At 65.6% G+C, this 26034-nt stretch carries 20 protein-coding genes and 8 pseudogenes; 20 read left to right on the top strand and 8 right to left on the bottom strand.

Annotated features, from left to right (window positions below; all coding sequences use genetic code 11):
• The 8 genes and pseudogenes from ACHFFZ_RS14180 to ACHFFZ_RS14145 form a co-directional block, all read left to right on the top strand.
• Positions 1-622, top strand: a pseudogene (locus ACHFFZ_RS14180) (hypothetical protein); the annotation flags it as partial.
• Between the two features lie 31 nt (positions 623-653).
• Entirely contained in the window at positions 654-2903 is a 2250-nt protein-coding gene (locus ACHFFZ_RS14175; protein ID WP_394277246.1) for a hypothetical protein, read from the top strand.
• Complete coding sequence (locus ACHFFZ_RS14170; protein WP_394277245.1) at positions 2903-3715, top strand: helix-turn-helix domain-containing protein; 813 nt, start codon at positions 2903-2905, stop codon at positions 3713-3715. Before ACHFFZ_RS14175 ends, ACHFFZ_RS14170 begins: the two co-directional genes overlap by 1 nt.
• A 43-nt stretch (positions 3716-3758) precedes the next feature.
• A complete protein-coding gene (locus ACHFFZ_RS14165) occupies positions 3759-4037 on the top strand; it encodes a hypothetical protein (protein WP_394277244.1) in 279 nt (92 codons plus the stop codon).
• Positions 4037-4363 carry a type II toxin-antitoxin system PemK/MazF family toxin gene (locus ACHFFZ_RS14160; RefSeq protein ID WP_394277243.1) on the top strand — a complete coding sequence of 109 codons (327 nt, stop codon included), beginning with the start codon at positions 4037-4039 and terminating at the stop codon, positions 4361-4363. The genes ACHFFZ_RS14165 and ACHFFZ_RS14160 overlap by 1 nt, the downstream gene beginning before the upstream one ends.
• A gap of 2 nt (positions 4364-4365) precedes the next feature.
• Positions 4366-5064 (top strand): helix-turn-helix domain-containing protein, encoded by a 699-nt coding sequence (locus ACHFFZ_RS14155; RefSeq protein ID WP_394277242.1) that lies wholly within the window; start codon positions 4366-4368, stop codon positions 5062-5064.
• Positions 5065-5097: 33 nt separating this feature from the next.
• Positions 5098-5658, top strand: a complete 561-nt coding sequence (locus tag ACHFFZ_RS14150) for a M48 family metalloprotease (RefSeq protein ID WP_394277241.1) — start codon at positions 5098-5100, stop codon at positions 5656-5658.
• Between the two features lie 532 nt (positions 5659-6190).
• Positions 6191-7330, top strand: a complete 1140-nt coding sequence (locus tag ACHFFZ_RS14145) for a hypothetical protein (protein ID WP_394277240.1) — start codon at positions 6191-6193, stop codon at positions 7328-7330.
• A 172-nt stretch (positions 7331-7502) separates the two neighbouring features.
• On the opposite strand, the gene ACHFFZ_RS14140 is transcribed toward ACHFFZ_RS14145, so the two are convergent.
• The 3 genes from ACHFFZ_RS14140 to ACHFFZ_RS14130 form a co-directional block, all read right to left on the bottom strand.
• Positions 7503-8384, bottom strand: coding sequence for a hypothetical protein (locus tag ACHFFZ_RS14140; protein WP_394277239.1), 882 nt, complete (start codon positions 8382-8384; stop codon positions 7503-7505).
• A 403-nt stretch (positions 8385-8787) separates the two neighbouring features.
• Positions 8788-9372 (bottom strand): hypothetical protein, encoded by a 585-nt coding sequence (locus ACHFFZ_RS14135; RefSeq protein ID WP_394277238.1) that lies wholly within the window; start codon positions 9370-9372, stop codon positions 8788-8790.
• Positions 9372-10217 carry a hypothetical protein gene (locus tag ACHFFZ_RS14130; RefSeq protein ID WP_394277237.1) on the bottom strand — a complete coding sequence of 282 codons (846 nt, stop codon included), beginning with the start codon at positions 10215-10217 and terminating at the stop codon, positions 9372-9374. Before ACHFFZ_RS14130 ends, ACHFFZ_RS14135 begins: the two co-directional genes overlap by 1 nt.
• A 1254-nt stretch (positions 10218-11471) precedes the next feature.
• Between ACHFFZ_RS14130 and ACHFFZ_RS14125 the strand changes: the two are divergent.
• Positions 11472-11969, top strand: a pseudogene (locus ACHFFZ_RS14125) (transposase); the annotation flags it as partial.
• A 45-nt stretch (positions 11970-12014) separates the two neighbouring features.
• On the opposite strand, the pseudogene ACHFFZ_RS14120 reads toward ACHFFZ_RS14125, so the two are convergent.
• A pseudogene (locus ACHFFZ_RS14120) lies at positions 12015-12104 on the bottom strand (hypothetical protein); the annotation flags it as partial.
• 173 nt (positions 12105-12277) lie between these two features.
• On the opposite strand from ACHFFZ_RS14120, the pseudogene ACHFFZ_RS14115 reads away from it, so the two are divergent.
• The 3 genes and pseudogenes from ACHFFZ_RS14115 to ACHFFZ_RS14105 form a co-directional block, all read left to right on the top strand.
• Positions 12278-12706: pseudogene (locus ACHFFZ_RS14115) on the top strand (transposase); the annotation flags it as partial.
• A 150-nt stretch (positions 12707-12856) separates the two neighbouring features.
• Positions 12857-13384, top strand: a complete 528-nt coding sequence (locus ACHFFZ_RS14110; RefSeq protein ID WP_394277236.1) for a PadR family transcriptional regulator — start codon at positions 12857-12859, stop codon at positions 13382-13384.
• Between the two features lie 208 nt (positions 13385-13592).
• Positions 13593-14398, top strand: a pseudogene (locus tag ACHFFZ_RS14105) (transposase family protein).
• Between the two features lie 132 nt (positions 14399-14530).
• On the opposite strand, the gene ACHFFZ_RS14100 reads toward ACHFFZ_RS14105, so the two are convergent.
• On the bottom strand, positions 14531-15754 hold the full coding sequence (locus ACHFFZ_RS14100) for an IS110 family transposase (RefSeq protein ID WP_394277235.1): 1224 nt from the start codon (positions 15752-15754) through the stop codon (positions 14531-14533).
• 333 nt (positions 15755-16087) lie between these two features.
• Between ACHFFZ_RS14100 and ACHFFZ_RS14095 the strand changes: the two genes are divergently transcribed.
• Genes ACHFFZ_RS14095 through ACHFFZ_RS14085 form a run of 3 tightly spaced genes read left to right on the top strand, consistent with a single transcriptional unit; the run spans position 16088 to position 19471 of the window.
• Positions 16088-16417, top strand: coding sequence for a hypothetical protein (locus ACHFFZ_RS14095; protein WP_394277234.1), 330 nt, complete (start codon positions 16088-16090; stop codon positions 16415-16417).
• A 58-nt stretch (positions 16418-16475) separates the two neighbouring features.
• The gene (locus ACHFFZ_RS14090) at positions 16476-17114 is read left to right on the top strand and encodes an ABC transporter ATP-binding protein (RefSeq protein ID WP_394277233.1); all 639 of its coding nucleotides are present in this window, start codon (positions 16476-16478) and stop codon (positions 17112-17114) included.
• Between the two features lie 8 nt (positions 17115-17122).
• Positions 17123-19471, top strand: coding sequence for a hypothetical protein (locus ACHFFZ_RS14085; RefSeq protein WP_394277232.1), 2349 nt, complete (start codon positions 17123-17125; stop codon positions 19469-19471).
• A 186-nt stretch (positions 19472-19657) separates the two neighbouring features.
• Here ACHFFZ_RS14085 and ACHFFZ_RS14080 read toward each other — a convergent pair whose 3' ends face one another.
• A complete protein-coding gene (locus ACHFFZ_RS14080) occupies positions 19658-20269 on the bottom strand; it encodes a hypothetical protein (RefSeq protein WP_394277231.1) in 612 nt (203 codons plus the stop codon).
• A complete protein-coding gene (locus tag ACHFFZ_RS14075) occupies positions 20254-20487 on the bottom strand; it encodes an RNA polymerase sigma factor (RefSeq protein WP_394277230.1) in 234 nt (77 codons plus the stop codon). Before ACHFFZ_RS14075 ends, ACHFFZ_RS14080 begins: the two co-directional genes overlap by 16 nt.
• Before the next feature lie 37 nt (positions 20488-20524).
• Between ACHFFZ_RS14075 and ACHFFZ_RS14070 the strand changes: the two genes are divergently transcribed.
• From ACHFFZ_RS14070 to ACHFFZ_RS14060, 3 genes and pseudogenes are all read left to right on the top strand, one after another.
• Positions 20525-20812, top strand: a complete 288-nt coding sequence (locus tag ACHFFZ_RS14070; protein ID WP_394277247.1) for a transposase family protein — start codon at positions 20525-20527, stop codon at positions 20810-20812.
• A gap of 158 nt (positions 20813-20970) precedes the next feature.
• Entirely contained in the window at positions 20971-21192 is a 222-nt protein-coding gene (locus ACHFFZ_RS14065; protein WP_394277229.1) for a histidine kinase, read from the top strand.
• Between the two features lie 389 nt (positions 21193-21581).
• Positions 21582-22423: pseudogene (locus ACHFFZ_RS14060) on the top strand (transposase family protein); the annotation flags it as partial.
• 1520 nt (positions 22424-23943) lie between these two features.
• Here ACHFFZ_RS14060 and ACHFFZ_RS14055 read toward each other — a convergent pair.
• Positions 23944-24135, bottom strand: coding sequence for a hypothetical protein (locus ACHFFZ_RS14055; protein ID WP_394277228.1), 192 nt, complete (start codon positions 24133-24135; stop codon positions 23944-23946).
• Positions 24136-24172: 37 nt separating this feature from the next.
• Here ACHFFZ_RS14055 and ACHFFZ_RS14050 point away from each other — a divergent pair.
• A pseudogene (locus ACHFFZ_RS14050) lies at positions 24173-25372 on the top strand (IS30 family transposase).
• Between the two features lie 4 nt (positions 25373-25376).
• Positions 25377-25670 (top strand): annotated as a pseudogene (locus tag ACHFFZ_RS14045) (integrase core domain-containing protein); the annotation flags it as partial.
• Positions 25671-26034: the final 364 nt, after the last annotated feature.

Genomic DNA, 26034 nt, shown 5'->3' with positions numbered 1-26034 from the left:
CTTCTCCGCCACCACCGAGGCATCGGCCACCATCGCCATGGCCCGTACCACCACCGACGGATTCGACTGGCTCGTCCTGGGCGGCGCCCGGATCTGGACCAGCCCCGTCGAGGCCATCACCGACGACCGCCTCGCCCACATCGCCGTGACCGAACGCGACCAGCGCTCCCGGATTCTGGCCCAGCAGGGGCCGGGGGAGGCCTATGACCAGGCGACTGCTGCTTTGTGGGCGGTGGAGGATGCCGACCGCAATGTCCCCGGCGGCTTCTGGGTGGCTGGCGGTGATCCGTCGGCTGCGCGCCAGGCCCTGGTCGGGCACACCACCGCCGGCACGGTCCTGCTCGCCAGTGACGGGCTGGACGCGCATCCCGGTCTGGATGTCGACGCGCTGTTCACCGGCGACCTGGACGTGGCCGTGGTCCGGTCTCGAGGCGAGGTGTCGGGCGATCGACGACATCACGGTGGTGCGCGCCATCCGGTGAGAATCCCCGGACCGCAGGCTCTCCGGAGTGCAGATCCCTCCACGTGGGCAAGCCATCGTTTCTCTCAGGATGCCGCTATGGCAAGGGAAAACAACAAAAGTTCTACAAACAGAACACAAAAGAGAGGTCTTGTGTTCTAATGGGGTTATGGCGCATCGTTTGGTCGAATCCATGGCCCGTCTCGACAGCGGGCTTCGCGAGCAGCTCGACTGGCTCCACCTCACCCCCACACCCACCGGCTCGACGGTGACCTGTCATCCGCACCCGTTGTGTGGGGCTGCCTTTGGTGGGCCGATCGCCCCCACGCCCGACCTGGTCGTACAGCTCGACGAGCTCGCCGACTCGGGCCTGCTCGGGACCCTGTCGATCGACACCACCGCCCAGGGCAGCATCGTCAGGTTGTGGGCCACCCCCGCCGAGCGCAAGGCATGGGAGGCGCGCATCCGTCTGGCCCGTACCGGACCCGCCGCCCGGGCGATGCTCGCTGCCGCTGGCGACCTCAAAGTCACCACCTGGCGCCGCGAACTGGCCGTGACCCGGCTACGAGAGGCGATGTGGCTGACCGAGGCCACCACCGACGCCTCCAGCACCGACCTACGCGACATGGCCCAAGTCGCCCGCGCCACCTTCTACCGCTTCCAGAAAGCCCGCCCCGACGACTACGACCCCACCCAAGCCCTCGCCGCACTCGAGACCCAGGAGGCCCCGGTCCCGACCGAGACCCCTGCGGTATCCGCTGCTCCTGTGCAGCCCGCCGATGCGACGGAGACCTCCCACCAGGAGACTCCCGCACCCCCGGCCAAGCCCGAACCCGACCCGACCCACAACACACCCCAGACCGCAGAATCCACCCCCGAAGCCCACCCCACCCCCAAGGCCCACACCGGCCGCGATGCGCTCCCGGCCACGGGAGGGGAGAAGGCGTCGCGTGTGGTGGCGGAGGGTGGCTTCGCGGGGCCGGCGGTGGTGGTTGATGTGGACCGGGTCGGTTTGCCGGACGGGTCCGAGGTGGAGTTGCCGTGGGAGCTGCGGCACTGGGGCGATGTCGCCGCGCTGGCGGCTCACTTCCATGTGGGCTGGCAGGTGACGAAGTCGCGGGCCGAGTCCGGGCAGGTGTGGGTGACGTCTGGCGTCCTGGCCCAGATGGGCATTGATCTGGATGAGTTGCCGGGTCTGAATCGTCGGGATGCGATGGACGCGTTCCGGGACCTGACCCGCGGCACCGCGGCGGTGAAGGCCGCGGTCAATGATGGCTGGCAGGTCGGTGGCGGTGTCGAGGGCGCTGTGGGGCGGTGGACCCGCATGACCCGCGGCACCCAGCGGGTCCTGGTCGCGCAGCTCGCGGTGATGGACCCGACCGGTTACCCGGTCACGGCGGGGGACCCGACCCCCGGCCAGCTGGCGGCGCGGCTGGCCGAGTTCTGCCGCGCCTACGGGTTCCCGCTCAAGTTGTCGCCGCAGACCACGATGCACGACTACCTGGCCGCGTTGAAGTGGGCCGACCAGCAGGTCCTGTTCGCCCCCTCGAACGACTGGCTGGAACTGGGGGGTGTCGAGGACGAGGTCCGCTGGTCGCGGCTGCCCACCGATGACGAGTTGGCCCTGCCCTACCTGCACGGCTACGACCGGGGCGGCTCCTACCTGTCCGGCATCAGCGGTGGGATGCATTTCGGGATCGGCAAGCCCACCCACCACGACGGTGACCTGGTGATTGGCCGCAACACCGTCGCCTTGTGCCGGATCAGCGCCGCCGAGGCGGATCGGGAGCCGTTGACGTGGGTGATGCCCACCCCGCTGTTCCCCTCGGCGCATGCGCGGATGGGGGAGTCGGTGTGGCGGTCGTCGACGACGATCGCCTACGCCCGCGAGCTGGGCTATGACGTGCCGGTGTTGGAGGCGTGGGTGTGGCGCGAGACCGGGCCGATCTTCGAGACCTGGTACAAGGCCGTCTCGACCGCCCGCACCCGCTTCCTGGACCCGGCCACGCCGGAGGGGAAGGTGTTGCTGGACCAGCTCAAGACCGTCTACACCCGCGGGATCGGGCAGATGGGCTCGGACGAGTCCGCCGGGCAGCCCCACTTCGCTCCGGAACGGCGCTGGCAGATCCTCGCGAGGGCCCGCAACAACCTGCAGCGCAAGGTCGTCAAGATCGGCGAATCCAAGGGCGTGTGGCCGCTGGCCTGGGACAACGACACCATCGTCTACCCCTCCAACAATCCTGACCCTGTCGCGGCGTGGCCGGGCGACCCGTCCGATCTGGGGCGGGGTGTCGGAAAGCTGCGGTGGGAAGGATCCACGATGCTGCGCGACCACCTGTCCTGGCTGACCGGTGACGGCTGGTCCGGCAAGGGCCAACTCACCAAGGACTGGAACCCCGAGCACACTGATGGTGCTGACGGGGTTGTGGGGGGTGGTCGGTGATGCCGTCTCGGATCCGCCCCGCGAAACTGTCACTGTTCGACTTCTTCACCGGACGCAACACCGCCGCCCTCAACGCCGACCAGATGGATGCCCGCGAGCTCCACGAGCACCTGTTGACGATCGGCGGGGCGGATCCGCGGACCAAGTCCGGCCTGAACCTGCGCACCGCCGCCGGCCTTATCGGGGTGTCACGCCGCACCCTGGAGCGCTACCTGTCCGGGGATCGTCACCCCGCCCCGGCGGTCGCGGACAAGATCCGCGTGGCCAGTCGCAAGATCGCCGGCCTCGAGCCGGGGATCCATGACCAGCGCGAAGTCACCTCGCTGTTGGAGACGGTGGCGGGTCGCAGTGACACGACGAAGTCGGGCATCAACATCAAGGAAGCCGCCCGCCGGCTCAAGGTCTCCGAGGGCACCGTGCGCAGGTGGGTGAACCAGGGCAAGGTCCCCAACGAGGCCACCGCCGCGAAACTGCGCGCCTCAGCACGCCGGATGACCAACACCAAGCGGGGCCGACAGGCCGCCACCCGGCAGATACGTGACAGCGGCATGTTCAACCAGCCGATGCGCATCGACGTGATCGCGAACCAGGGCCCCCGCGGCTACGGGCAGGGCGACTACAAGCGCGACCGACGCACCTACTTCGACCTGTCCGCCGACGAGGCCCAGGACTTCCAGCAGGCCTACATCGACGGCGGCGACCAGGCCGCCCAGGCCTACGCCGAACAGATGCTCAGCCGCCGCTACGTCGATGACTGGCAGATCGACGACTTCAACGTCATCGACGGCGGCTTCACCATGCGACCCCGCTAAACACCCTTGAATGATGCAGTTTCATGCTGCATATAATTGATGCATGAGTATGGAGTTGGGGGAGCGGAGCGAGACGCGCAAGAGCTTGCCGTTGTCGGCAGCGGACTTGCGGGATCTGCAGTTGTTGCGGTCCCAGAAGGGCTACGAGCATCGCAGTGAAGCGTCGTTGATGTCGGAGGTCTTCCGGCGAGGGATGCAGGCTGTGCGGGAAGAGGCGCTGGAGCAGGGCTATCGCGCGGTGGCGCAGCAGTACGACGCCGAGCAGAGCGAACGCCAGTCGGTGGCCCGGCGTCGTCGCCCGGCCTGGGCTGAGGAGCAGTAGTGGCCCTCTGGCCCTTGCAGCGAGGACGGATCTACTTGGCGAAGCTGGGCGATCTCGACCCGAAGTGGTTCGTGGTGGTCTCGAACAACCAGCGCAACCGCAACCTGCACAGTGTGCTGGCGGTGCGGATGACCACGACTCCGAAGCCCCCGCTGCCCTCCATCGTGGTCCTGGACGGTCGCGTGCCCGGGTTCAGTGGCAGCATCGTGTGCGACGACATCGTCGAGATCTACCCCGATGAAGTCATCAAGGACTCTGGCGCCATCCCCGCCCACGTGATGCGAGACATCGACGATGGCCTGCGCGCCGCGCTCAACCTCCTGTAGTCATGGCTGAGCGCAGGCAGTCCTACGACAATGGGACTGACACGACCAGTTCCATGGCCGCGAGCCAGTCCAGCGAGGAGGCCTCCCGGGCCTGGACCCCGGTCCGGGTGCGTGCTGCCCTGACCGTGCACTACCCGCGCCGTACCGGCGGGCTGAACACCGCCGCCGCAGCCGAGGCGTTGGGGGTGTCGGAGCGCACCATCCGCCGCTGGACCAGTGACACCACCACCGACCACTACACCGACGCCCAGGTCCAGCACCGCATCGGACCACTCCTCCCACCCGCCGCAGTCCTGGCAGACGAGCAGAAGCGGCTCGCGCACGACCTGCAGGGCCTGGAGTGGATGACGAAGGACCGGTCCCGGATCCCGGTGCTGTGGCGCAACAACGGCTGGCTCAAGCCCTACCAGGTCTACATCGCACACCTGACCGACAAGCGCGTCTGCACCGTGCGGATCACCGACAAGACCGACCTCGGCAGCAGCAAGGACGGCACTGTCCTGCAGCATTTGGAGTTCCCCACCCGAATCCATGCCGAAGCCCACGTCCTCCAGATGCTCGGGCAGCTCATCCCGTGGCGCATCGTCGCACCCGACAGCTGGAAGCTGCCCGCCCCCACCCGCTGCTGGCTCGACACCGCCCCCAACAGCGCGCTGCACACCACCCACGAGTCCCACGCCACCACCCGTGAGACGTCGTGACCACCCGCCCCGCCCACATCGTCGGCGACCGGGATGGACGCACAACAGCAGGCGGCGGTGGGGGAGTGGATCGGCCACATCGCCGCCCTGCATGGTCTTGATGTGGCGGTGCGGTGGGCCGATTGCGTGTCGTCCGAGGCCCTGAACGAGAAGGGGCGGCTGGTGGTGCAGATGTCGCTGTGGGAAGCGAGTGACCCGGCGACCGTGCGTCACATCGTGGCCCACGAGCTCGGTCACCTCGTGCTCGGTCACAAGTCCCGCCGCCGCGCAGCAGGCAACATCCTGGTCAGCATCGGCATCGCCGCCGTCGTGGTGATCATCACCGGACTGGTGTGGGCCGTGGCCGCCCGACTGCTGGCCGCGGCCGGGTCACCAGGGCTTGCGGCTCTACTGCTGGGCCTGGGCGCCGGTGGCGTGGTGGGTGCCGTCGTTGTGGGAGTCCTGGTCCGCTGGTGGTTTTTGTCCACCAGCGTGCGCGGTGAGTTCGCCGCGGACGACTTCGCGCAGCGCTACGAACCGCTCACCCAGGCCATGGCCCGACAGTCCGAACAGCAGCAACCCGACAAGACCCACTGGAGTGATCGCGCGATGTGATGGCTCACACCCACACATCCCACCTGGGCACAGCGCTACGCGCGACAATCCTGAACCCCGGTTGGACAGAACCACTCGCCGGCCACGCCGCCTCCTGGCTGACGTCGGGGCCACCCAGTTCTGTCCAACACCGCCGCGGCCGCCGCCAGATCGGATCTCGAGCTCGAGACGTCCTGGATCTGGGTGTGAGGCAGTGGACAGAACCGATCGCCGGCGGAGCCAGTCGGGGTGGGGTCGTCAAGATCTGTCCACGACGGTGCCGGCCGAGTGCGCGGACCAGACTGGCACCACATCGGGGCAGGAGCGACCCAGTTCTGTCCACCGTGCCGCCGGCCGCGGAGGCCAAGGTTTCGAGCTCCTGACGTCCTGCACCCTGTGCTGGTTCGCTGGACAGAACTGGTCGCCGGCGGCGCCGTCTGGAGTTCTGTTCAGGATGCTCGTGCCAGGTGGTGGGCCGGCCGGGCGCAGGATGCTCAGTCTTTTGGGTCCTCATCGTCACCGCGGAGTCTCGCGTCATGGTGGAGTGGTGCCCATGGTCGCCACCGACACCGCACCGGAGTTGCCGCCCGGCATGCGGCCCATTGCCGAGGCCGTGGCCTTCCTCCTCGGTATGCCCACCAGTGGCAGGAAGAGCGACTACTGGGCCGCGAGCCGCTGGCAGAGCGTGCCCACCCGCGATAATCCCGCCAACCGCACGGGCCACCCGTGGAGCGCCCACGACTACGACGCGCTGATCGCCTGGCTCCGCCACACTGCCGCCCCAGAGGACGTGGGCCGCACCCGCGGCTCTTTCGCCGCCCATGCCCGTTATCTGCTGACCAACCCGCCGGCTCGGGATGACTTGTGCGTCGAAGCTGCCCGTCAGGCCGTGGCCGACCCAGACTTCCAGCTCCCCGCCGCACTGCTCGACCGGCTCACCGACGCCCACCTCGCGCGCATCAACGATCCATGGGAGGACGGCGAGATCGAGTGGGTGATGCGGGCGATCGCCGTCGGCGCCACCCTCGAGTTCGTCACGACGGTGGTGCAGCGCCCACCCCACGACATCACCACACGCCTGACCCGCTACATCCCACCACTTTTCACCTGCACCGACAGCACCGACGAGCAGATCATCAACTTCCTCAAGACAGTTCTGTCCACCTACGCCGCACCGCGGCGCTACCTGCCACCTGCCGCCCAGCAGGACACTGAACTGGTCCCGCGCCACACCGGCGCCACCACCCGCCAGCACCGCGAATCACTCGCCCTGCTCACCTGCAGCGGCTGGACTGATGAGGACATCACTCGCCTGCTCGGCGACCCCGACGGCGTCTCCCTCCACACCGACCCCGGATACGGCCCCGAACGCGTCCTGCTCGCCACCTTGTCCGACCCAGACCTGCAGTCTCGACTGCATCCCTGCGAGCGCTCCCACAGCCTGCGCCGCCGGCTGGGGCGGCTGGTCGAGGAGAACTCGGGGCCGGTAGGAGTGTGGGTGTCGCTGCCAGGCTTCGAATGGCTCGTGCTGTGCTGCGCCCAGCACGCCACAGACGGAGCCGAGATCACCCTGTACCCGCCCACCGGTCAGACATCCTCGCAAGGCGTCCTGATTCACCCGACTGTGTGGGGTGACTACGCTGTGGCCGCGGCCCGACCTGCCCGCACTCAGCAGCCGAACAAGTCGCGCTGATTCTGTCCAACCAGCGCACCATGCATCAGCGCTGCGAGGCCGTCACCAGGGCGGCTTACCTCGCTTGAAGTGATGAGCAGGCGCTGTTCGATGCAGTAGATGCAGCTCAGTGGGATCTCGTCGGAGGCGCGGGTGGTCGTGTTTGTCTGAGTTGAGCTCGTGGTCTCCGTGGTCAGCTACTCAGCAAGACCCCGGAAACCAGCTGGAGTACGGCGAGGAAGTTGGCGACCTTCGGGGAACCTGTCACCGTGTCGAGGGTCTCACTGGCCCGATCAAGCCAGCGCGCCGCTTTGACGGTGTCCGGGCTGGCCTGAATCAACTCTGCATGAGCTGCCTCAATCTGGTCCGCGACATTCTCCTGCACCGCGCTCGGCAGGTCATCCACGTGATTGAGGAGGTGTTGCAGTGCCCCGGAGGCGAGCGAGTTCACCGTGACCGTTGAGGTCTGCGCCACGTGGTCGCCCGTCGCAGCATTGCCCAAGTTGTCCCCGCCGATCGTGAGGCTGTGATCGTTGAAGACGTTCGCGGCCCTGCTCGACTGTGACTGTTCCACAGGGCTCAGTCGTGCTCGACCCTGACGAGTGATGCCCTCGAGGATAGTGGCCTGCCAACTGCGGAAACCGTTCACCAGACCGTCATCGAGCAGGCCGCTTATCGACTCCTCCACCTCCTGCGCATCCCAAGGGCGTCCGTACTTGGCCGGCTCCATCCGCTCCACCACGTCCGTGGCACCGATCCGCTGGCCGGGCTGCAGGACTCGGGCAACCTTGAGCACAGCGCGATCCAATGCCAGCTGCCGCAGATGCCCATCCTCAAGATCTTCGGCCAACTTCAGAGCCACCCTCTTGCCCTGCACGGTCAGGTTCAGGCTGCCGTCCAGCCGCATCGGCTCGATCAGCCCCAGCTCGTGCATTGTCGAGAACGCCGAGTCGCCGCATGCCAACTCCTGGGCTGCCGAGTGGCTCAGACGCCCACCATTACGGTGGGCCGCCATGACCGTCTCCTGCGCGTCCTCGTCACTGGCGAGCCGCTCCCATACCTCGTGGATGTCCATGAGTGAAGCGTCTCAGGCCCCGGTGACAAAACTGCACCAGGCGACGGTGAGTCTCCTGGGCCCTCAGGGCGGTGACAGTCTTGTGTGAAGGTCTTCGTCTCGAACTGGCGACAGCGACACGCGACCGAGGCATCGCATTAGTCAAGGTCACTACGGTCGACGAAGCGTAGGCATGATGCGCGAGTCCCGACAACATCCACCGTGAGAATGACTGCTGGGCCCCATCAGACGACACCAGCCACACAGGAGGTGCGCAGCGCTGTCTCTGGTGGCTAGGGGGGCGGGTCTTGCATGTGGTGGCGTGTGGGGCTGTAGAGTGTGGGTATTGCCACGCCATCGAGGTGGTGGTGGAAGTGAGCTCCGGGAGTTCCTGTCAGGCGGCAGGGCCTGGGGCTCGCGTGTTTTAGAGGTCGTTGATCTCGATCTGGTGGATGGCGTGGTTGAGCTGGTCCCACCAGCGGGGGTTTCCGTTGCGGGCGGCGTTGTAGGCGCCGCAGATGGCGTCGGGGATCGCCAAGAGCGGTTCAACGGGTCCTGGCTGGTGGTGCAGGCGCACGGTGCGGGAGAGGTGCTGGGCGCGGAGCGCGTCGAGCAGTGCACGGTCGCGGTGGTCGGCCTTGATGCCGCGGGATTCCAGGGTCAGGTGTGTGCATCCTGCCTGTTCGAGTTCCTGGATGAACGGTTCGAGGGTTTTGCGTCGTCGTCGCTCGTCGCGTTCCCCGTCCGGACCAATCCGTGTCAGCACGATGCCTTCCACGGAAATGTCGGCGATGGTAGAGATGACCCGGTCATGGCGTTCATCGCTGTCGCCGTGCCAGTGGATCTTCTTCTCGCGGGGCAGCTTCAGCGCGGCGATCTCGCTGCGCACCGCATCGACGGTGCTGGGGTCAAGGATGAGACCGGCCATCAGGTAGATGCTGGGGCTCGCGGTGGTGGACGTGAAGGATTCATCGGCGAAGGCGTGGAACCCATCGTCGTGGTGTGGCATCACTGATCACTTCCTGGGACGTGCTCGGAGCGTGCTGCGCGAGCCAGACGGCGCAGATCGTTGCGGGCGGCGGTGCTGTAGGGGCCGGTGAGTTGGTAGTAGATGTGGGTGGTCGTCCCGCTCGGCGCCAGGGGAGCAGCAACCCTCTGGTCTCGACTTGAGATGATGTTCAGGGTCTTGAGTTGAGCAATGCCGTTCTGGGCGGAGCGCCGCGTAATCCCGTACCACTGCTCGACCTGGTCGAACGTGATGTGGAACTCGGGACGCTTGTTGGTCTCCTTGAGCAAGAGCAGGAACATGGCCAAGGCTGGCAGGGATAGCTTCGAGAACAGACCCTCGGTCCAGAACTGGTCCGGCACCACGAAGTAGGTCTCTTCCCACGACTTGCCCCCCACTGGGGGTGCGTAGTCCTGCTGTCCATCTTCGCGACGCGGTTGGACATCGACGAGGCGTGCGCGCCGGCAGCGGCTGATCAGGCCCATGTCCTCGAGCACTCCCCAGGTGCGTGACAGTGTCGAGGCAGTCCAGGTGGGGCACGCGGGATCGGAGCCAGTCAAGGCTCGGACCCACACAGCGGAGCTGAGGGGCTCTCGCCGCTCGTGGATCTCGGGAAAAGACCCCAACAGCAGCAGGTACGCGAGAAGGGCGTGGTGTCGGCGTTCGTGCACGAAACGAGCCAGGACGCCGGCCCGCCCGCCTCGCTCATCGGCCTCGGGGAGCTGAACCAAGACGGAGCGCACAGCGGTGTAGCCGCGTCGCTGCCCCTCAAGCAGCGCGCGTCGCGTCGACGCTGGGGTGGCGATCTCGCCCTTGCCATCGGGGGCCGCCTCAGATGCCGTAGTCATGCAGCCAAAATAGCAGCGAAATATCCATGAGGATTGGACAGGACAAAATTTCGGATTGTTGTGCCGTGCGCTCTAATGAGATTTATCTATGCGATGCTGCATGAGAAACCTTGTGATACCCCTGCGAACCCCTACTGAGGCCGATTCCATCCGCTCCGAACACCGATACCCCCACGGCGCACTGCCCCCTCTTGACTTCAGGCAAGAACGGCACCACCCACCACTGCCAGATGGCCGCTCCCTGAACGACCACCCCGGCCATCAACGACGCAGACAGCAAGCCATCCTCGGTCCCGGCGGCAACCAGAACCAGCCCTGGGGAGGAGCAGGGAAGGTGGCGGCGTGAGGATCACATGGCCTCACACCCCGCCACCACAGTGATCTTGGTGGATCCGAGGCGTGACTCTCCTGAAGTCGTCAGTGCCGAGACCTAGCCTCTGGTCCTTGTCTTTCAGGATCGGGTCGGAGCACGGCACGCTCGGGCAGCGCCTGGGCATCGACGACGCTCGCCTCGAGTTCCAGAAGCCACGGATGCCGACCAACCGCTGGGTGACGGTTCGCGGAGATCACCAGGGCTTGCTGGTGCGCTGGCGGCGAGTGAACACGGCCCGTCACCAGACCGGATGGGAAGGACAAGTCGTGACCGTCACCGACGACGGCGAGATCCGCCAAGCCTGGGTAGCCGCCCACGACATCGCCCAGCACCTCTGCCCCCTAACCCCCACACCAACAGCGCCCTCCACGCCATGGAGCCGCGCCACCAGCCGCGGGCCGGCGCTCCCGGCTGGTGAGGGTCGTGTTGTGTGGGTCTGGTGGGGGAGCTATCCTCGGCCGCGACCCGAACAATTCTTCGATTCTATGGGTGGGGTGTCCTGCAGATCTTCCACGCTGGAGTCGAGGAGCGATCGCCTGACGGGGCGGTGGCTGTGTTCGGGTCCAGGGATGCCTGGTGGTGCCGGCCTCGACCCCCCGGCGCCGCCGGGCATTGTCTGTCCAGTCAAGAATCCGACCCCGCCGACCGGTTGCCGGTGATGGCCCTGGGGGCCGGCGATGCGTATGCGGTAGCCACCCGCGAGTGCCTGATGGTCGTCGGGGCGGGTAGCGTGCACGTCACCATGACCCGTCAGACTCGTAGTCCCGAGGAGCGCGAGAGGATCCGTGCCGGGCTGGCGGCTCGTGACGCCGAGATCGCTGAGGCGTGGGTGGCGGGGGAGTCGGTGGAGCGGATCGCTCGGCGGTATCGGCTCAGACTCTATGAGGGCGGTGGGGTTGCTGTGGTCTTGTGGGCCAGGGCCCCGCAGTGCAGATTCGTGGATCATCTCCGAGATTGGGCTCGGGGATGCCGACATGCATTGGGAGGCCCTGGTGTTCACTGAGCGTACGACGATTGGTCTGGACGTGCACGCACGATCGGTGCGGGCAGCAGCACTGGACACGGTCACTGGCGAGCTGCGCGAAGCCAAGCTCGCCGGCAGCAATGCCGAGGTCGTGGACTGGGTACTGCGCTGCCAGCACGACTTCGGCCAGGCGGCCGTGACCTACGAGGCCGGCCCGACTGGTTTCGGCCTGGCCCGCGCGCTGGAAGCTGTTGGCATGCGGTGCGTGGTGGCCGCCCCGTCGAAGATTCGCAGGGCTGCGGGCGACAGGGTCAAGACCGACGCCAAGGACGCGTTGCTGCTGGCCCGCATGCTGCGCATGGTCGGCCGGTTCCGGGACAGTGGTGCGAACCCGGCAACGCAGCCGGATCCCCGCCAGCTGGTGGGCACGCATCACCCTGGCGACGCGCTTGTGGTTCACCCGCCGCTCTGGCTCGACGCCGTCGTTGAGTTCGACGGTCACCCTGGGCACCCCATAGGCAGGATCACCCCCAGCCTTCGGGTCCTGCACGGCGCGGATCCGTACAGCCAGGACAGCGTCGTCCTCAGCGCGCTGCTGACGGGCCGGGAGGGATTTCTGCCAGGCGTAGAACGAGGAGCGGGCAACTCCATCACCTGGCACAACCGCTTCACCGGGTAGGTGGTCTGGTGGTCGGCGACGAACCAGAAGCGGTTGGCCAGTTCGACTGCTTCTCCCGCAAGCTGGCCGGTTGGGCGGTCGCGGACCACATGCGCACCGAACTGGTCGAAGACGCGCTGAAAGCCGCCTGCGCGCAGCGGGGCAGCCTCAAGGGCGCGATCTTCCACTCCGACCACGGGTCGGTCTACACCTCGAAGGCCTATGCCAAGCTCTGCAAACGTCTAGGGGTGGCCCAGTCGATGGGAGCCGTCGGGACGAGCGCCGACAACAGTCTGGCCGAGTCGTTCAACGCCACCCTCAAACGCGAACTCCTCGCCGGAAACCCCGCCTTCGCTGGGCCCGAGTTGTGCCGACGCCAGGTGTTCCGCTGGGCCACCCGCTACAACACCCACCGTCGCCACTCTGAGAAAACCTCCTTGAACGGCCAGAGCCCGGCTGGCGGTCCTTTAGGCCACGGATCAAAACCTAGCTAGACTCATGGTTCGCATTCCGGTGCTCATGCCCACGCAGCGAGACGCGACGGAACAGGCAGATGGTGTACCGATACGGCGGGTGGTGTCGCCACCCTACGACGCGAGAGCTAGCCAGAGCTTGCGCTGGGCTGGTTCGCTAAGGGGGTGTCGATGTCGGTCAAGCAGTCCCTATTGGCCCTGTTGAGCGAGGGCCCCCAGCATGGCTACGAACTCAAGACTGAGTTCGACAAACGGACGGGCCACTCCTGGCCACTCAACATCGGGCAGGTCTACACGACGCTGGATCGGCTGGAGCGGGACGGTCTGGTGCTACGTGGCGACGAGGAGGTCGACCGACGAGTGGTCTACAGCCTCACACCGGCCGGCCGCGAGCAGGCAGACGAGTGGTTCACCAGCCCCGTTGCCCTAGACAACCCGCCCCGCAACGAGCTCGCCATCAAGATAGCTATTGCCGTCACGCTCGACGACGTGGATGTTAAAAAACTGATCCAGACTCAGCGCCGCGCGTCGGTGGAGGCGCTGCAGAAGCTTACCGGGGCTCGTCACGTGGCGGATCCTGAAGACCTAGCCCGGCAGCTCGTTATCGAACGACTGATCCACGACATCAACGCCGAGATCCGGTGGCTCGACCACTGCAGGGCGGTCACACACACGCACGGGAAGCTTCTTCGGCACTGACATCTTGACCCGAGGATTGAATCAATGAACTGAACCACTCGCCCTCCTTCTGGGCTCAGTGAGGTTTTCTCATTAGGGCTGCCTGTAGAACATCGGCAGTGATGCTCTGGCAAGGGGTGATGGTCGACTCGGGTGGGTGCATGCGGGTCGGGTGGTGCAGGATCGGTTTCTGTCAAGATACCCATCGTCCACCAGAATCCGAGCCCGCATGCTGTCCTATCGTGCCACCCTTGACCTTCCCGAGACCATCGTGCGGCGTATCGCAGCGTGGCTGTCGGCCCACCGGCGTCGACATGACCGGCGTCCCTGGCAACGAGCCGCCGCCTGCTGGACCCAGGCGATCCTGCTCTGCCGCTGGATGTGTGATGCGACCCCCATCCACCGGTTGGCGCGTGACCACGGCCTGTCGCAGGCCACCTGCTACCGCTACCACCCTCGAGGCATTGGACGTGGTCGCTGAGCGTGCACCCGACCTCCACGAGGTCCTCGCCGAACAACATGCCCACGGCGCGGCGTTCCTCTGCCGCGACGGCACCCTGATCGCCGCCACCGCCGTCCACACCCCTGCTGGACAAGGGAAAACCACCGATGCCTGGTACTCAGGAAAACACCACCGTCACGGCGGCAACGTCCAGGTCCTCACCGACAGCTCCGGTTTCCCGATCTGGACCTCCCCGGTACCCCCGGGCAGCACCCACGACCTCACCGCCGCCCGCCAACACGCCCTGCCAGCCCTCTACCCAGCCGCCGCACAAGGCCTGAAAACGTTGACCGACAAGGCCTACCAAGGAACAGGGATCGGCATCCTCCACCCCATCAAAGGCCACCACCTGGCACCCGACACCAACACCCGCAACCGGCTCATCACCCAACTCCGCGCCCCAGCCGAACGAGCCAACGCCATCCTCAAACACTTCAAGGCCCTCCAGAAAGTCACCCTCGACCCCCTGGCGAATCACCCAGATCGTCCGCTCAGCCCTCGTGATCGCCACTCACATGCGAGGAACCTGGTGAGAAAACCTCAGAGTGAGCCCGAGGTATCCAGCTGTTCTCGTCGGCGTAGGGCTGACACGTCAAGGCTGCAAGCTGACCAAACCGCGGATGACCAGAGGTGTCCCAGCCCGGGGGGTGTCCCTATGTTCCTCGTCAAGCGGCGAGGGGCATGGGGGATGGTTCTGGTGATGGTGCGGGTGCCCGGTAGGGCTCCCGGTTCTTGATCATTGCGAACAGGACATCACAACGTCGGCGCGACAGGCAGATGAGGGCCGCGTTGTGCTTCTTTCCTTGGTCTCGTTTGCACTGGTAGTAGGCGCGTGAGACCGGATCCGAACGGAGGGCCGCGAAAGCTGACAGGAACAGGGCTCGTTTGAGGTGTTTATTGCCTGACCGGGCGGGGAACTCGCCGCGGATGGATGTGCCGGAGCGTCGCGTGACGGGGGCGAGGCCGGCGTAGGCGGCGAGGTGTCCGGAGGTGGGGAAGGCTGAGGCGTCGCCGACGTCGAGCAGGATCCGTGCTGCGGTCCTGACCCCGACGCCTGGCATCGAGGTCAGGACCTCGGCAAGAGGGTGAGCATCAACAACTTTCTCGACCTGGACCGCGAGTTCAGCGCGCTGGTCCAGGACCTGACGCAACGACCCGGCGAGTTTGGGCAGGACCTGCTCTGCCGCAGCGGTACCGGCAACCACGACGGTCTGCTCGCCGAGTGCAGTGGTGATGGCGTCGGCGAAGTCCTGCGCGTTGCGCGGGTAAGCCTTGGTGATGACCCTGAGCAGCTTCGACTTCGAGGCGGCGGTCATGCCTTGCGGGCCGCCGAGCTGCTCGATGACCGCGAGGCCTTGTTTGGTGCTCAACCGCGGTCCGACAACGCGTTCCAGCGCCGGGTGGATCTGGGTGAGCAGACCGCGGATGCGGTTCGACAGCCGTGTCGCCTCGGCCGCGAGGTCCTCGTCGAACCCGACCAGGACCTTCAACTCTGCCAGGGTCTCCTCGCCGGCGTCGACGCGGCGCAGCGTGTGGGGCATGGTCCTGGCGGTGTCGGCGATGACGAATGCGTCACGGGCGTCGGTCTTCGCGTTGCCCGGGTAGAGGTCAGCGGCGCGGCGCATCGCCAAACCGGGCAGGTAGGCCACGGTGATGCCCATCGACCGGGCGACCGCGATCGGCAGCGCGCCGATCGTGTTCGGCTGGTCCACGATCACCAGCACCCGGCCCTGATCCTGCAGACGGCTGAACAGCTCTTGGAGCCGTTTCTGGTCTTGGGGTAGGGGCTTGTCGAAGACCTTCTTGCCGGCAGCATCGAGTGCGCAGGCGTGGTGGTCTTGTTTGCCCACGTCGAGCCCGCACCAAATGTCGAAGCCGATCTGTTCCATAACGACCACATCCTTGCATCGCAGCGACGGTCGTCGAGGACTGGTGATGCGTCAGCTGCCGGCACCCACGCCTACGTTGAGACCTGAACTACGGCCGTGTCCCTATCAGCGGTCATCTGGCGCCACCAGGCCCGGTGACAACACCCCCCGGATCATTCGTACGACAGGGGCAGTAAGTCATGCCGGGCCCGGCGACCGTAACCCCGCTCTACGGGGTCACCAGCAAGGTAACGGGGGGGGTTATCTGCACCCCTAGAGTGATAGCTTCATAGAGAAGGCAACGGTGCCTTCCTGTGGTGAGCCGCAGTCTTTAGAAGTAAGGAAGGGTCTCCGATGAAGATCAACAAGGTTTTTGCACCACTGGCGATGTTCCCACTGGCAATGGGGGCGCTCGTCGTCGCTTCGGCTCCCAGCGCGGATGCTGCCACATACTGCACTCATGGCACCACCAAGGTAGATGTCGCGCTCCGCCCCGACGAAGGCTACGCCTGGGCGAACTGGACCTCGAAGCCTGCATCGCAGAAGTTCCGGGCACGCCTTGTGGGCAAGGGAGCGCTTCCAGACCGTTACTCCGGATGGCGCGAGACTAGTGGACGAGTTCAGACGTCCACTCTGCCATGGGTCGGCGTCGGGGGTTCCTCCTGCGAGAACCGCGCCAAGTAGACCACAATGGCCACGGGAGCCGGGGCACTGCCCCGGCTCCCGTTCTAGGGAGAGCTGCATGCTCAAGGTGCGTGATCTATCGGTTCGTTATCCGAACTCGGAGGCTTTTGTGTTGGATGGGGTCGAGTTGTCGGCACCGTCTGGCGTGACGGGGATCATTGGTCCCAGTGGTAGTGGGAAGACCACGTTGTTTCGTGCCATCTCGGGCCAGGTTCGTCCGCAGCGTGGGGTGATCCTGCTGGGGGACGAACCGGTCACACCCCAGACGACGGTGGGGCTGGTGTTTCAGGACTTTCGTTTGGTCGACTTCCTCAATGTGATCGACAACGTCAGGATCGCTCGACAGCTGCACGGTTTGGATGGTGATGAGGCCCGGTGTGCGCAGCTGTTGTCGGCGGTGGGCCTGGACGGGCTGGAACGCAGGCAGCTGGCGTCGTTGTCGGGTGGACAGTTGCAGCGAGTGGCGATCGCCCGAGCGTTGGCGATCGAGCCTGACATCTTGTTGGCGGATGAACCCACGGGGGCTTTGGATCGTCGTAACTCCGATGTGGTGGCTGGCATCCTTCACGAGTTGGGTGAGCAGGCTTCGATACCTATCTTGTTGGCCACGCATGATCTGCGTCTGGCTGAGACTGCCGCGCGTATCTATTCGCTGGATGGTCTTGGTGGGATGCAGCTGGTAGGGCGGGCCGCATGAGTCCCCGGATGCTGGGATTCCTGGTGGCGCGTTACGTGCGGCGCAATGCTGCCCAGTGCCTGGCCTTGGCGGGGATGTTCTTGTTGTTGACCTTCACGGTGTGTGGGTTGGGGCTGTTGAGGGGGCATGTTGTTTCCGCGCTGGATGATTCGATGGCCTTGTCCCAGGGCGGGAACCGGGTGGCGGTGACCACGACTGACGCGGCCGGGGCAGCTGTCTTGTCGAAGGCTGGTTTCCACCCGGTGCGTGAGGATCGCGTGACGGTCGCCGGTGATGCAGGGGATGCATCGGTGTCGGCCCGGTTGCTGGCTGATGCTGCAGCGGGTGTTCCTGGCCGGATGCTGGAAGGGCGTGCGGTCGCAGCTGTTGGTGAGGCAGTGGTCAGCCGCGAGCTGTCTGGCCACGTAGGGGCACGGGTGGGTTCCAGCCTCGAGATTCAACTGCCCGGACGGAACCCCACACGGGTACGTGTGGTGGGTCTCAGCGTGGACCCGGTAGACCCGTCCTGGGAACGGGTCGTGGCGTTGCTGCCCGACACGGTGCCGCGCGATCAGAGCAGTCTGTGGTTGGGCAGTGCTGATCTTGCGAGCGTGGCCGATGACCCGGCACACCCGGGACGCTTTCGTGGTGTCGAGGTGAAGCAGCAGTTCGGTGACGAGAACGCCAATCCTGTGGTTTCGGCGATCAGTGTTCTCACGACCGCGGGGCGGGTCGTGGCGGCGGCCGCGTGTGTGCTCATGGTGGCGCTGTTGTCCACCCTGCGCTCCTCAAGCAGAACCGTGGTGGATGGCCTGGTGGGGGCAGGAATGTCCTCGCGAGCAGCGTGGTCTGTGCTGCATGCTGCGTGGGCTGTGGTGATGACTGGCGCGGGAGTGGCCGGCGTCGGGCTTCTCTTGGCGGTGCAGGGCGTGGGGCTGGATGCCCTGGCGGGACTGTTCGGGCAGAGCTGGGCTGGGGTGAAGGTGCCCGCCGCATCGGGGGCAGCGATGATGCTCATCGCGGTGGTGTTGCCGTTGGTGTGGTCGTTCGCGGTGGCGGTGCGTTCAGGCGCCACGTCGCGCAGAAGCGTCCTTCGGCTGGATGCCGGTGCTGGCCGAAGCAAACTGTCCGCACTGACCTTGGCCGTTTGCGCGGTGGCTGCGGTTGGTCTTGTCATGCTCACGGTGGGGGTGTTGCTCCACATCACTGCGGTGCCCTCACCGCTGCACGGCCTGTGGCTCGGACTGGTCGTGGCGCTGACCATTCCTGCCTGGTTGAACGCCTGGAACCGGCGACGCCACGGACGCAACGTCTCGCGGGTGGTCAATCACCTCACCCGCCGCACACGCGCCACGGCTGGTGTGGTGGCCGTAGCGCTGTTCGTGTCCCTGTGCTGGGCCCTGACCGTTGACCGGATGGCTGAATCCTCCACCGGCAAAACAGCCAGCGACGCTGCCCTGCAGATCGTCGACGTCCCCCCATCCATCGCCCCGCAACTCGCCCAGGAATACTCTCGCGCCGGCGGTTCGAGTGATGTCTACGCGATGGTGAAGAACCCATCGCAGGGGGAAGTGTTGGCGGTCGACCCTGCCTTCGCGCAGTGCGCTCAACACCACCCCCGGCAGCTCGAGACATGTCCGGATCCCAATGCGACAACCGTCGTCCTGGATGACGCGGACCCGCAGCGCGTCAACACCCCCACCTGGTGGTCCGAGGATCAGAACATTTCCCTCGCCGTCCTGGATGACAACGGCACCGTGGCGCAGCTGACCAACGCTCCACGAAACCGGCAAGGATCCCCTCGAGCCGATGCGGCATCAGTGGTGCTGGTGGGTGCGCGGTCCACGGCCGCCCGCAAAGCACACCTCGAAACAGCGGGCCCCCAATTCGTGGTCCTCAACGGATACGAGCACCACGACACCGCCACCAAGGCCCACCTGCGCAGCTATCTGTTCAACGTCACGCCCACGGCCTTCCCCCAGAGCAACTCCAACAGCGCCGAAGCGCCCCTTCTGCACAGCCTCGCCTGGAGTGCAGTACTGTGCGCCGGAATCCTCGGCCTGTCAGTCGCCCTGCTCACCGCAGTCAGTGAGACCCGAAGCCAAGCACCCAACATCCAGGCACTCCAAGGCATCTCACGCACCACATCCACAACGATCCGACACACCGTACTGAGCGCCTACCTCAGCGCCGGACTACTGGTACCCGCTCTCGCAGCCCTGTCATCCTGGCTGTCGTTGCCCCACACCGGGCAAGGGATCACCGCCATCTGGACCATCCCGATCATGCTGACCATCCTCACCAGCCCCATCGTGATCCTCGCCACACGTCAAGACGCAGCCATGACAAGCCACCGCCACCACCAACCCAGGAGATGAAAAGTCACCCCCCACAGAGCCCCATAACCACAAGCACCACATCCGCTCATGCCGCGGGTGGAGCCACGTCCGACGATGCCGCGAGGCGCCCGACGGCCTGGAGCCTTCCTCCGCTGCGTTCCGAGTTCCCTGGCCGGGTGTAGGGCCGGGCGTGGGTGGCCCGGGCCTACAGCCAGGCCTCGGTGCTCAGCGGCTGGGTTCTGGGGACGAGGTGAACTCGGCCGGTGTCAGCGGTTCCAGCTGGCAGGTCGGGGCGGTGCCTTGGATGACGCCGATGGTGCCGACGCTCCCGCCGGACAGGGTGTCGCTGATGTGGTCCAGGGCTGACACCTCGAGCATCAGGGTGGTGTTGGCTGTCATCCTCGACGGGTCGACCACCACGGTCACCTGCCTCGAGCTCATGGTCGCACCCCGGATGACCTCGGACTCGGCCACCGAGGCCGTGTTCGCATCCGTGATCCTTCCGGGCCGGCATCGCTGCCCCTCCGGGGGAAACTGGATGTCGGCACTGATCCCCAGTGCCTCCAACCGCTGCTGGAGCTCAGCGGCCCCCTCCGGACGGTTCACCGTGATCGTGACCGTGCCGTCGGGGTGCGGGTCGACCGCCCACGCAGGTTGGGCCGCCAGGTGGGTGAGGCCCAACGCACCCGCCACCATGGTGACGCAGGCGGCCACGGCCAGACCAAACCGTGCGACCGCCGGCCGGCGAGGCGCCGCGGCGGGCCCTGGCTGCGCGGTGATCTGTCCCTGGAGGTGGTCGAGCAGGCGGGACTCGAAGGTGTTCAGTGGCTGGTGCATGGCAGTGCCTCCTGGGTCGGGGTGGGGTTGAGGTGCTGGCGGGCGCGGTGCAGGCGGACTCGCGCAGTACCGGCGCGCAGCCCGAGGGCGCGGGCGGCCTCGGTGACGCTCAGGCCGTCGACGGCGACCAGTTCGAGGAGTTCTCGTTCGCCGGTGGGCAGACTGGCCATGCACTCGAGTTGGTGGCGCGCCTCGCGTTCGGCGTCGATGCGGGCCACCAGCGACACGGGATGAACCGCCGCCCGCCACCACGTCCTGCCAGCGCTCTACCCAGCCGCCGCACAAGACCTGAAAACGTTGACCGACAAGGGCTACCAAGGCGCCGGGATCGGCATCTGCCACCCCGTCAAAGGCCACCACCTGGCACCCGACACCCTCGCCCGCAACCGGCTCATCACCCAACTGCGGGCCCCAGCCGAACGAGCCAACACGGTCCTCAAACACTTCCGCGCGCTCCTGAAGGTCACCCTCCACCCCTGGCGAATCACCCAGATCGTCCACTCAGCCCTCGTGATCGCCACCCACACACGACGAACCTGGTGAGAAAACCTCAAGGTAGGCGTGCTCTCATAGCACCTCGGGGCGACAGCCCCCGGGAGCGGCGACGCTGAGGCAAGAGCGCGTGGCCTACAACCGTAGCGGTAGGGGATCAAGACCTGGGAGGGATGATCAAACGATAAGACCGATCTAGAGTAAATTTCATGGGAATTAACCGTGGACTTCGAATCAATACTCAAGATACAGAGGAAGTGTTTCAGGCTATCGAAAATGTCGCGCAGAACCTATGCGCGATGGTGGCTCAAATTGAAGCCCTCCGCCGAATATTGATAAATGAGCCAACGAGAGCCAACTCTCTACTAGAAGATATCTCATACCTAGGGCGAGAGTCCTTGACGGAGATCCGATCGATTGTTGGCAGCTAACAATACTGTTGAGTATTTAGCTCGGGAAAATCAGTTTTGGATACCAATGCGCCGTGCTTGAATTTGCCGAACGGTCGGTCTTGGTGAAGATTTTTTCGGTGGCCTTGGTCTAAATGAAAGGATGGCAGTGAGGTTTTCTCACCAGGATCCTCGGACGACGGTGGCGATCACGAGTGCTGACCTGGTGATTTGAGTGATTTTCCAAGGGTTCATGGTGACGTGGTGGAGAGCCTTGAAGTGTTTGAGGATGGTATTGGTTCGTTCGGCTGGTGCTCTCAGTGAGGGTTTCTCATTAGGGCTGCCTGTAGAACATCGGCAGTGATGCTCTGGCAAGGGGTGATGGTCGACTCGGGTGGGTGCATGCGGGTCGGGTGGTGCAGGATCGGTTTCTGCCAAGACACCCATCGTCCACAGAATCCGAGCCCGCATGCTGTCGGCATCGTGTCACCCTTGACCTTCCCGAGACCATCGTGCGCCGCATCGCAGCGTGGCTGTCGGCCCACCGGCGTCGACATGACCGGCGCCCCTGGCAACGCGCCAAGTCCTGCTGGACCCAAGCGGTCCTGCTCTGCCGCTGGATGTGTGATGCGACCCCCATCCACCGCCTCACCCGTGACCATGGCCTGTCGCAGGCCACCTGCTACCGCTACCACCCTCGAGGCATTGGACGTGGTCGCTGAGCGCGCACCCGACCTCCACGAGGTCCTCGCCGAACAACATGCCCACGGCGCGGCGTTCCTCTGCCGCGACGGCGCCCTGATCGCCGCCACCGCCGTCCACACCTCTGCCGGACAAGGGAAAACCACCGATGCCTGGTACTCAGGAAAACACCACCGTCACGGCGGCAACGTCTAAGTCCTCACCGACAGCTCCGGTTTCCTGATCTGGACCTCGCCAGTGTCCCCGGGCTCGACCCACGACCGCACCGCCGCCCGCCAACACGTCCTGCCAGCGCTCTACCCAGCCGTCGCACAAGGCCTGAAAACGTTGACCGACAAGGGCTACCAAGGCGCCGGGATCGGCATCTGCCACCCCGTCAAAGGCCACCATCTGGCACCCGACACCCTCGCCCGCAACCGGCTCATCACCCAACTCCGCGCCCCAGCCGAACGAGCCAACACGGTCCTCAAGCACTTCCGCGCGCTCCTGAAGGTCACCCTCGACCCCCTGGCGAATCACCCAGATCGTCCGCTCAGCCCTCGTGATCGCCACTCACATGCGAGGAACCTGGTGCGAAAACCTCAGTGAGGTTTTCTCACCAGGCCTCGTCGTCACACGGTCGTCGTTGACCGCGTGACAAGGGGCGATGGTGATCGGGGAATGGATGCATGCGGGTCGACCATCGCCCCTTGCCAGGCCATCACTGCCGATGCTCTACAGGCAGCCCTGGTGAGAAAACTTCAGTGGTAGTTCCAGATATTGACGAAGACTCGGACCTTCACATTGCGGTCCCTCATGAGCGGAAAGACAGCTCGCTTGGTGACCTGCTTGCCGATGACTCTAACCAGACCTCGCCCAAGTTCAGCCACGAGCCGCTGGGGGATGGATTCTCAGGTTGGCTTCAAGACAGTCACGGACCTCGACTCGCTCATGGGGGCGTAGTGGCCACCGACAGGTGAAAGTTCTGATCGTGGTAGCCGCGGGCGATCTGCAACGTCTTCTGCGTGCGATCGAGGGCTTGGATCTGGGCTTCTCGTACACGGCGGATGCTACGCAAACCACAGGACCCAGTAGGGGATGTCACCAGCCTTGGGCATGAGAAAGCTAGAGTTGGGTACCTAGGGAGCTGGGTGCGTGTCCTCGATGAATTCTATGAAATTACTCACCGAGCCTATGCAGCGCTACTAGACGTGTGTTACCGTCCTGTCTAGTCGTGCGGAGCAGGTTCGGGTCCGCATCAGTCCTGTCAAGGAGGATGGGTAAATGGGTAAAATGAGTGGAGCGATGAAGGCCATCTCTCTCGCGTTCGTGACTGCACTGGCGGTGGGTCCCTTGGCGCCAACGACCGCTAACGCGACTCCCACGGGATGCAGGGCAACAACCGCTGGGACCAACGCAAATGCGCAGTGCAGTGGTGGCTCAGGTCAGTACCGCGTCAAGGCGGATTGCCCTCTCCAGGCGGATCAGTATGGAGCGTGGGTGAGCGCCCCGGGCGTCAGCCATGCAAGTTGCAAGCTCAACGCGAGGAGTGCGGCCATCGTGTATCGCTGAGTACAAGACGGTCAATAGGGTGTGTTTACCCCCCTCAGGGGGGTAAACACACCCTATTCCTGTACGACCCCAAAATTCTCCATGTCGAGCCAGAGGAAAAAGTGAGGCTCACCTACAGCCCCGTCAGAGCATATGGATCTGCCGCGAGTTTTGGTTGACACGGAAGTCCAAGGGGCCAACTGCGGCAGACCCCGGCTTCGACCACGTTGGCGAGGGTGAGGTTTGTGGCCCACCGCGCTGGACGTAGGTCCACGCGATTCGGGATCTCTCAGTGTCCGGTCCGGCGTAACAGGTCTCCCGGACGACCGCTCTCTTGAGTGAGCAGTAGAACACATCGAGAGTCCAGCTCCGTCAACCGTCACTAGGGCTGCGACCCGCATGACCACCGGCCTGGTGTTGGACGCGTTCGAGCACGCCTTGTGGTCACGCCAGCAGCAAGGCATCGACCGACTCGTGCACCACACGGACGCGGGCAGCCAGGGCGAATTCAACTGGTCGTCGCAACACCTTGATGAGGAAGGCGTTGGGGATGGGCAGGGTTCATTGGTCGATGAAGACCAGCGATGCGCCGCAGGGGTTACGGCGGCAGTGGCGGGCGGACAGGGCGTTGCGGCCCTTGATGTTCTCTCCAGGCAGGCCACAACCCTCCAGAGCGGTCCAGCGCGACTTTTGGCGGGAGATCGCCACTGGGGTCACGACGGCCGAGGCCGCGATGGCGGTGGGCGTGTCCATCCCGGTGGCGTCGCGGTGGTTTCGTCACGCTGGGGGCATGCCGCCGATCAGTCTGTCCGAGCCGAGTGGGCGTTACCTGTCCTTCGCCGAGCGTGAGGAGATCGCAATCCTCAGGGCCCAGGGCAAGGAGGTTCGCACCATCGCCCGGGCGATCGGCCGTGATCCGGGCACGATCAGCCGGGAGTTACGCCGCAACGCCGCCACGCGCGGCGGCAAGATCGAGTACCGGGCGACGGTGGCCCAGTGGAAGGCCTTGGAGGCCGCGAAACGCCCGAAGACAGCGAAGATGGTCACCAACCCGCGGCTGCGTGACTATGTCCAGGACCGCCTCGCCGGGAAAGTCACCCGTCCCGACGGCACCATCGTCGACGGCCCTGACACGCCGGGATGGAAGGGGTTGAACAAGCCCCACCGTGCTGACCGTCGCTGGTCGAAGGCGTGGAGTCCCGAGCAGATCAGCCACCGGCTACGCCTCGAGTTCCCCGATGATGAGTCCATGCGGATCAGTCACGAGGCCATCTACCAATCCTTGTTCATCGAGGGCCGTGGGGCGCTGAAGCGGGAACTGGTGACCTGCCTGCGCACCGGCCGAGCCCTCCGCAGCCCCCGTGAGCGGTCAAGGAACAAGCCCCAAGGGCATGTCACCGCCGATGTCGTGATCAGCGAACGTCCCGCCGAAGCCGAGGATCGGGCTGTTCCCGGCCACTGGGAAGGCGACCTGATCATCGGCACGGGCCGCTCAGCGATCGGCACCCTGGTCTAGCGGCACAGCCGCGCCACAATTCTGGTCCACCTCCCGCGCTTGGAGGGCTGGGGCCAGAGCCCGCCGGTCAAGAACGGCTCGTCGTTGGGCGGTTACGGCGCGGTCGCGATGAACACCGCGCTCGCCGCGTCGATTACTGGGTTGCCGCAGCAGCTGCGCAAGACCATCACCTGGGACCGCGGCAAGGAACTGTCCGCCCACGCCAGGTTCGCGCTGGAGACCGGCACGAAGGTCTACTTCGCCGACCCCCACAGCCCATGGCAACGCCCCAGCAACGAGAACACCAACGGGTTGCTGCGCCAGTACTTCCCCAAGGGAACCGACCTGTCCCGCTGGAGCGCTGCCGACCTCGAAGCAGTCGCCCACACCCTCAACAACCGGCCCCGAAAGAGCCTCGGCTGGAGAACCCCAGCGGAAGTCTTCGAAGAGCAACTACGCTGCCTAGAAGAAGCCGGTGTTGCAACGACCGGTTGAACCTGCCCAGTACGTCAGTTTCGCCCTCACCCAGCGCCTCGTCGAGTAAGGCGTGGACCCGTCGGTAGGGTCGAACCACGACCCCTACGACAATGCCTTGGCGGAATCGACGATCGGGCTGTTCAAGGCCGAGCTGATCCGCCCCGAAGGGCCGTGGCGCAATGTCGAGCACGTCGAGTTGGAGACCCTGCGCTGGGTCGATTTCTACAACACCATCCGGCCGCACGAGGCCCTCGATGACCTCACCCCGATGCAGGCCGAGGACCTGCACTACCATCGACCCAGGCTCACCGCCTGAGCCACCAAACCACGTCTCCGGACACCCCGGGACGGTTCACCCTACCGGGGGGTCCGGGCTGGTGCACAACCGTGTGTGGTGAGGATGGGGTGTTGCTCACGGGTGGTGTCGGTGGTGGAGGGATCTGCCGGGTTCGGCGGGGCTGTGGCAGAGGGCCGGCCCTGGTGGCTGGGTGACGGGCGAGACCGGTCTGGTGGGGCAGCAGGGCCCGTCCTGGTTGCTGCGGGGTGTGGGGTGACCCCCGCCCCTCCAAGGGGGAGCCCGGGGCCGCTTGCGGTCCCCGGGCACCCCCACCAAGGGCACCTGAACCACCCGAGAGGCAGGGCCGCTCGCGGCCCGGACCCCCGGGTCCTGGAGGGCCGCT

Origin of the sequence: Luteococcus sp., from assembly GCF_043424415.1 — a bacterium.
Lineage (GTDB): Bacteria > Actinomycetota > Actinomycetes > Propionibacteriales > Propionibacteriaceae > Luteococcus.
This window is presented reverse-complemented; position numbering and strand designations above follow the sequence as displayed.

Excerpts from the sequence above, each read along its gene's own strand:
- ACHFFZ_RS14175 (WP_394277246.1), top strand. The coding sequence starts at position 654 with ATGGCCCGTCTCGACAGCGGGCTTCGCGAGCAGCTCGACTGGCTCCAC.
- ACHFFZ_RS14170 (WP_394277245.1), top strand. The coding sequence starts at position 2,903 with ATGCCGTCTCGGATCCGCCCCGCGAAACTGTCACTGTTCGACTTCTTC.
- ACHFFZ_RS14165 (WP_394277244.1), top strand. The coding sequence starts at position 3,759 with ATGAGTATGGAGTTGGGGGAGCGGAGCGAGACGCGCAAGAGCTTGCCG.
- ACHFFZ_RS14155 (WP_394277242.1), top strand. The coding sequence starts at position 4,366 with ATGGCTGAGCGCAGGCAGTCCTACGACAATGGGACTGACACGACCAGT.
- ACHFFZ_RS14150 (WP_394277241.1), top strand. The coding sequence starts at position 5,098 with ATGGACGCACAACAGCAGGCGGCGGTGGGGGAGTGGATCGGCCACATC.
- ACHFFZ_RS14145 (WP_394277240.1), top strand. The coding sequence starts at position 6,191 with ATGGTCGCCACCGACACCGCACCGGAGTTGCCGCCCGGCATGCGGCCC.
- ACHFFZ_RS14140 (WP_394277239.1), bottom strand. The coding sequence starts at position 8,384 with ATGGACATCCACGAGGTATGGGAGCGGCTCGCCAGTGACGAGGACGCG.
- ACHFFZ_RS14135 (WP_394277238.1), bottom strand. The coding sequence starts at position 9,372 with ATGCCACACCACGACGATGGGTTCCACGCCTTCGCCGATGAATCCTTC.
- ACHFFZ_RS14130 (WP_394277237.1), bottom strand. The coding sequence starts at position 10,217 with ATGACTACGGCATCTGAGGCGGCCCCCGATGGCAAGGGCGAGATCGCC.
- ACHFFZ_RS14110 (WP_394277236.1), top strand. The coding sequence starts at position 12,857 with ATGTCGGTCAAGCAGTCCCTATTGGCCCTGTTGAGCGAGGGCCCCCAG.
- ACHFFZ_RS14100 (WP_394277235.1), bottom strand. The coding sequence starts at position 15,754 with ATGGAACAGATCGGCTTCGACATTTGGTGCGGGCTCGACGTGGGCAAA.
- ACHFFZ_RS14095 (WP_394277234.1), top strand. The coding sequence starts at position 16,088 with ATGAAGATCAACAAGGTTTTTGCACCACTGGCGATGTTCCCACTGGCA.
- ACHFFZ_RS14090 (WP_394277233.1), top strand. The coding sequence starts at position 16,476 with ATGCTCAAGGTGCGTGATCTATCGGTTCGTTATCCGAACTCGGAGGCT.
- ACHFFZ_RS14085 (WP_394277232.1), top strand. The coding sequence starts at position 17,123 with ATGCTGGGATTCCTGGTGGCGCGTTACGTGCGGCGCAATGCTGCCCAG.
- ACHFFZ_RS14080 (WP_394277231.1), bottom strand. The coding sequence starts at position 20,269 with ATGCACCAGCCACTGAACACCTTCGAGTCCCGCCTGCTCGACCACCTC.
- ACHFFZ_RS14065 (WP_394277229.1), top strand. The coding sequence starts at position 20,971 with ATGGGAATTAACCGTGGACTTCGAATCAATACTCAAGATACAGAGGAA.
- ACHFFZ_RS14055 (WP_394277228.1), bottom strand. The coding sequence starts at position 24,135 with ATGGACACGCCCACCGCCATCGCGGCCTCGGCCGTCGTGACCCCAGTG.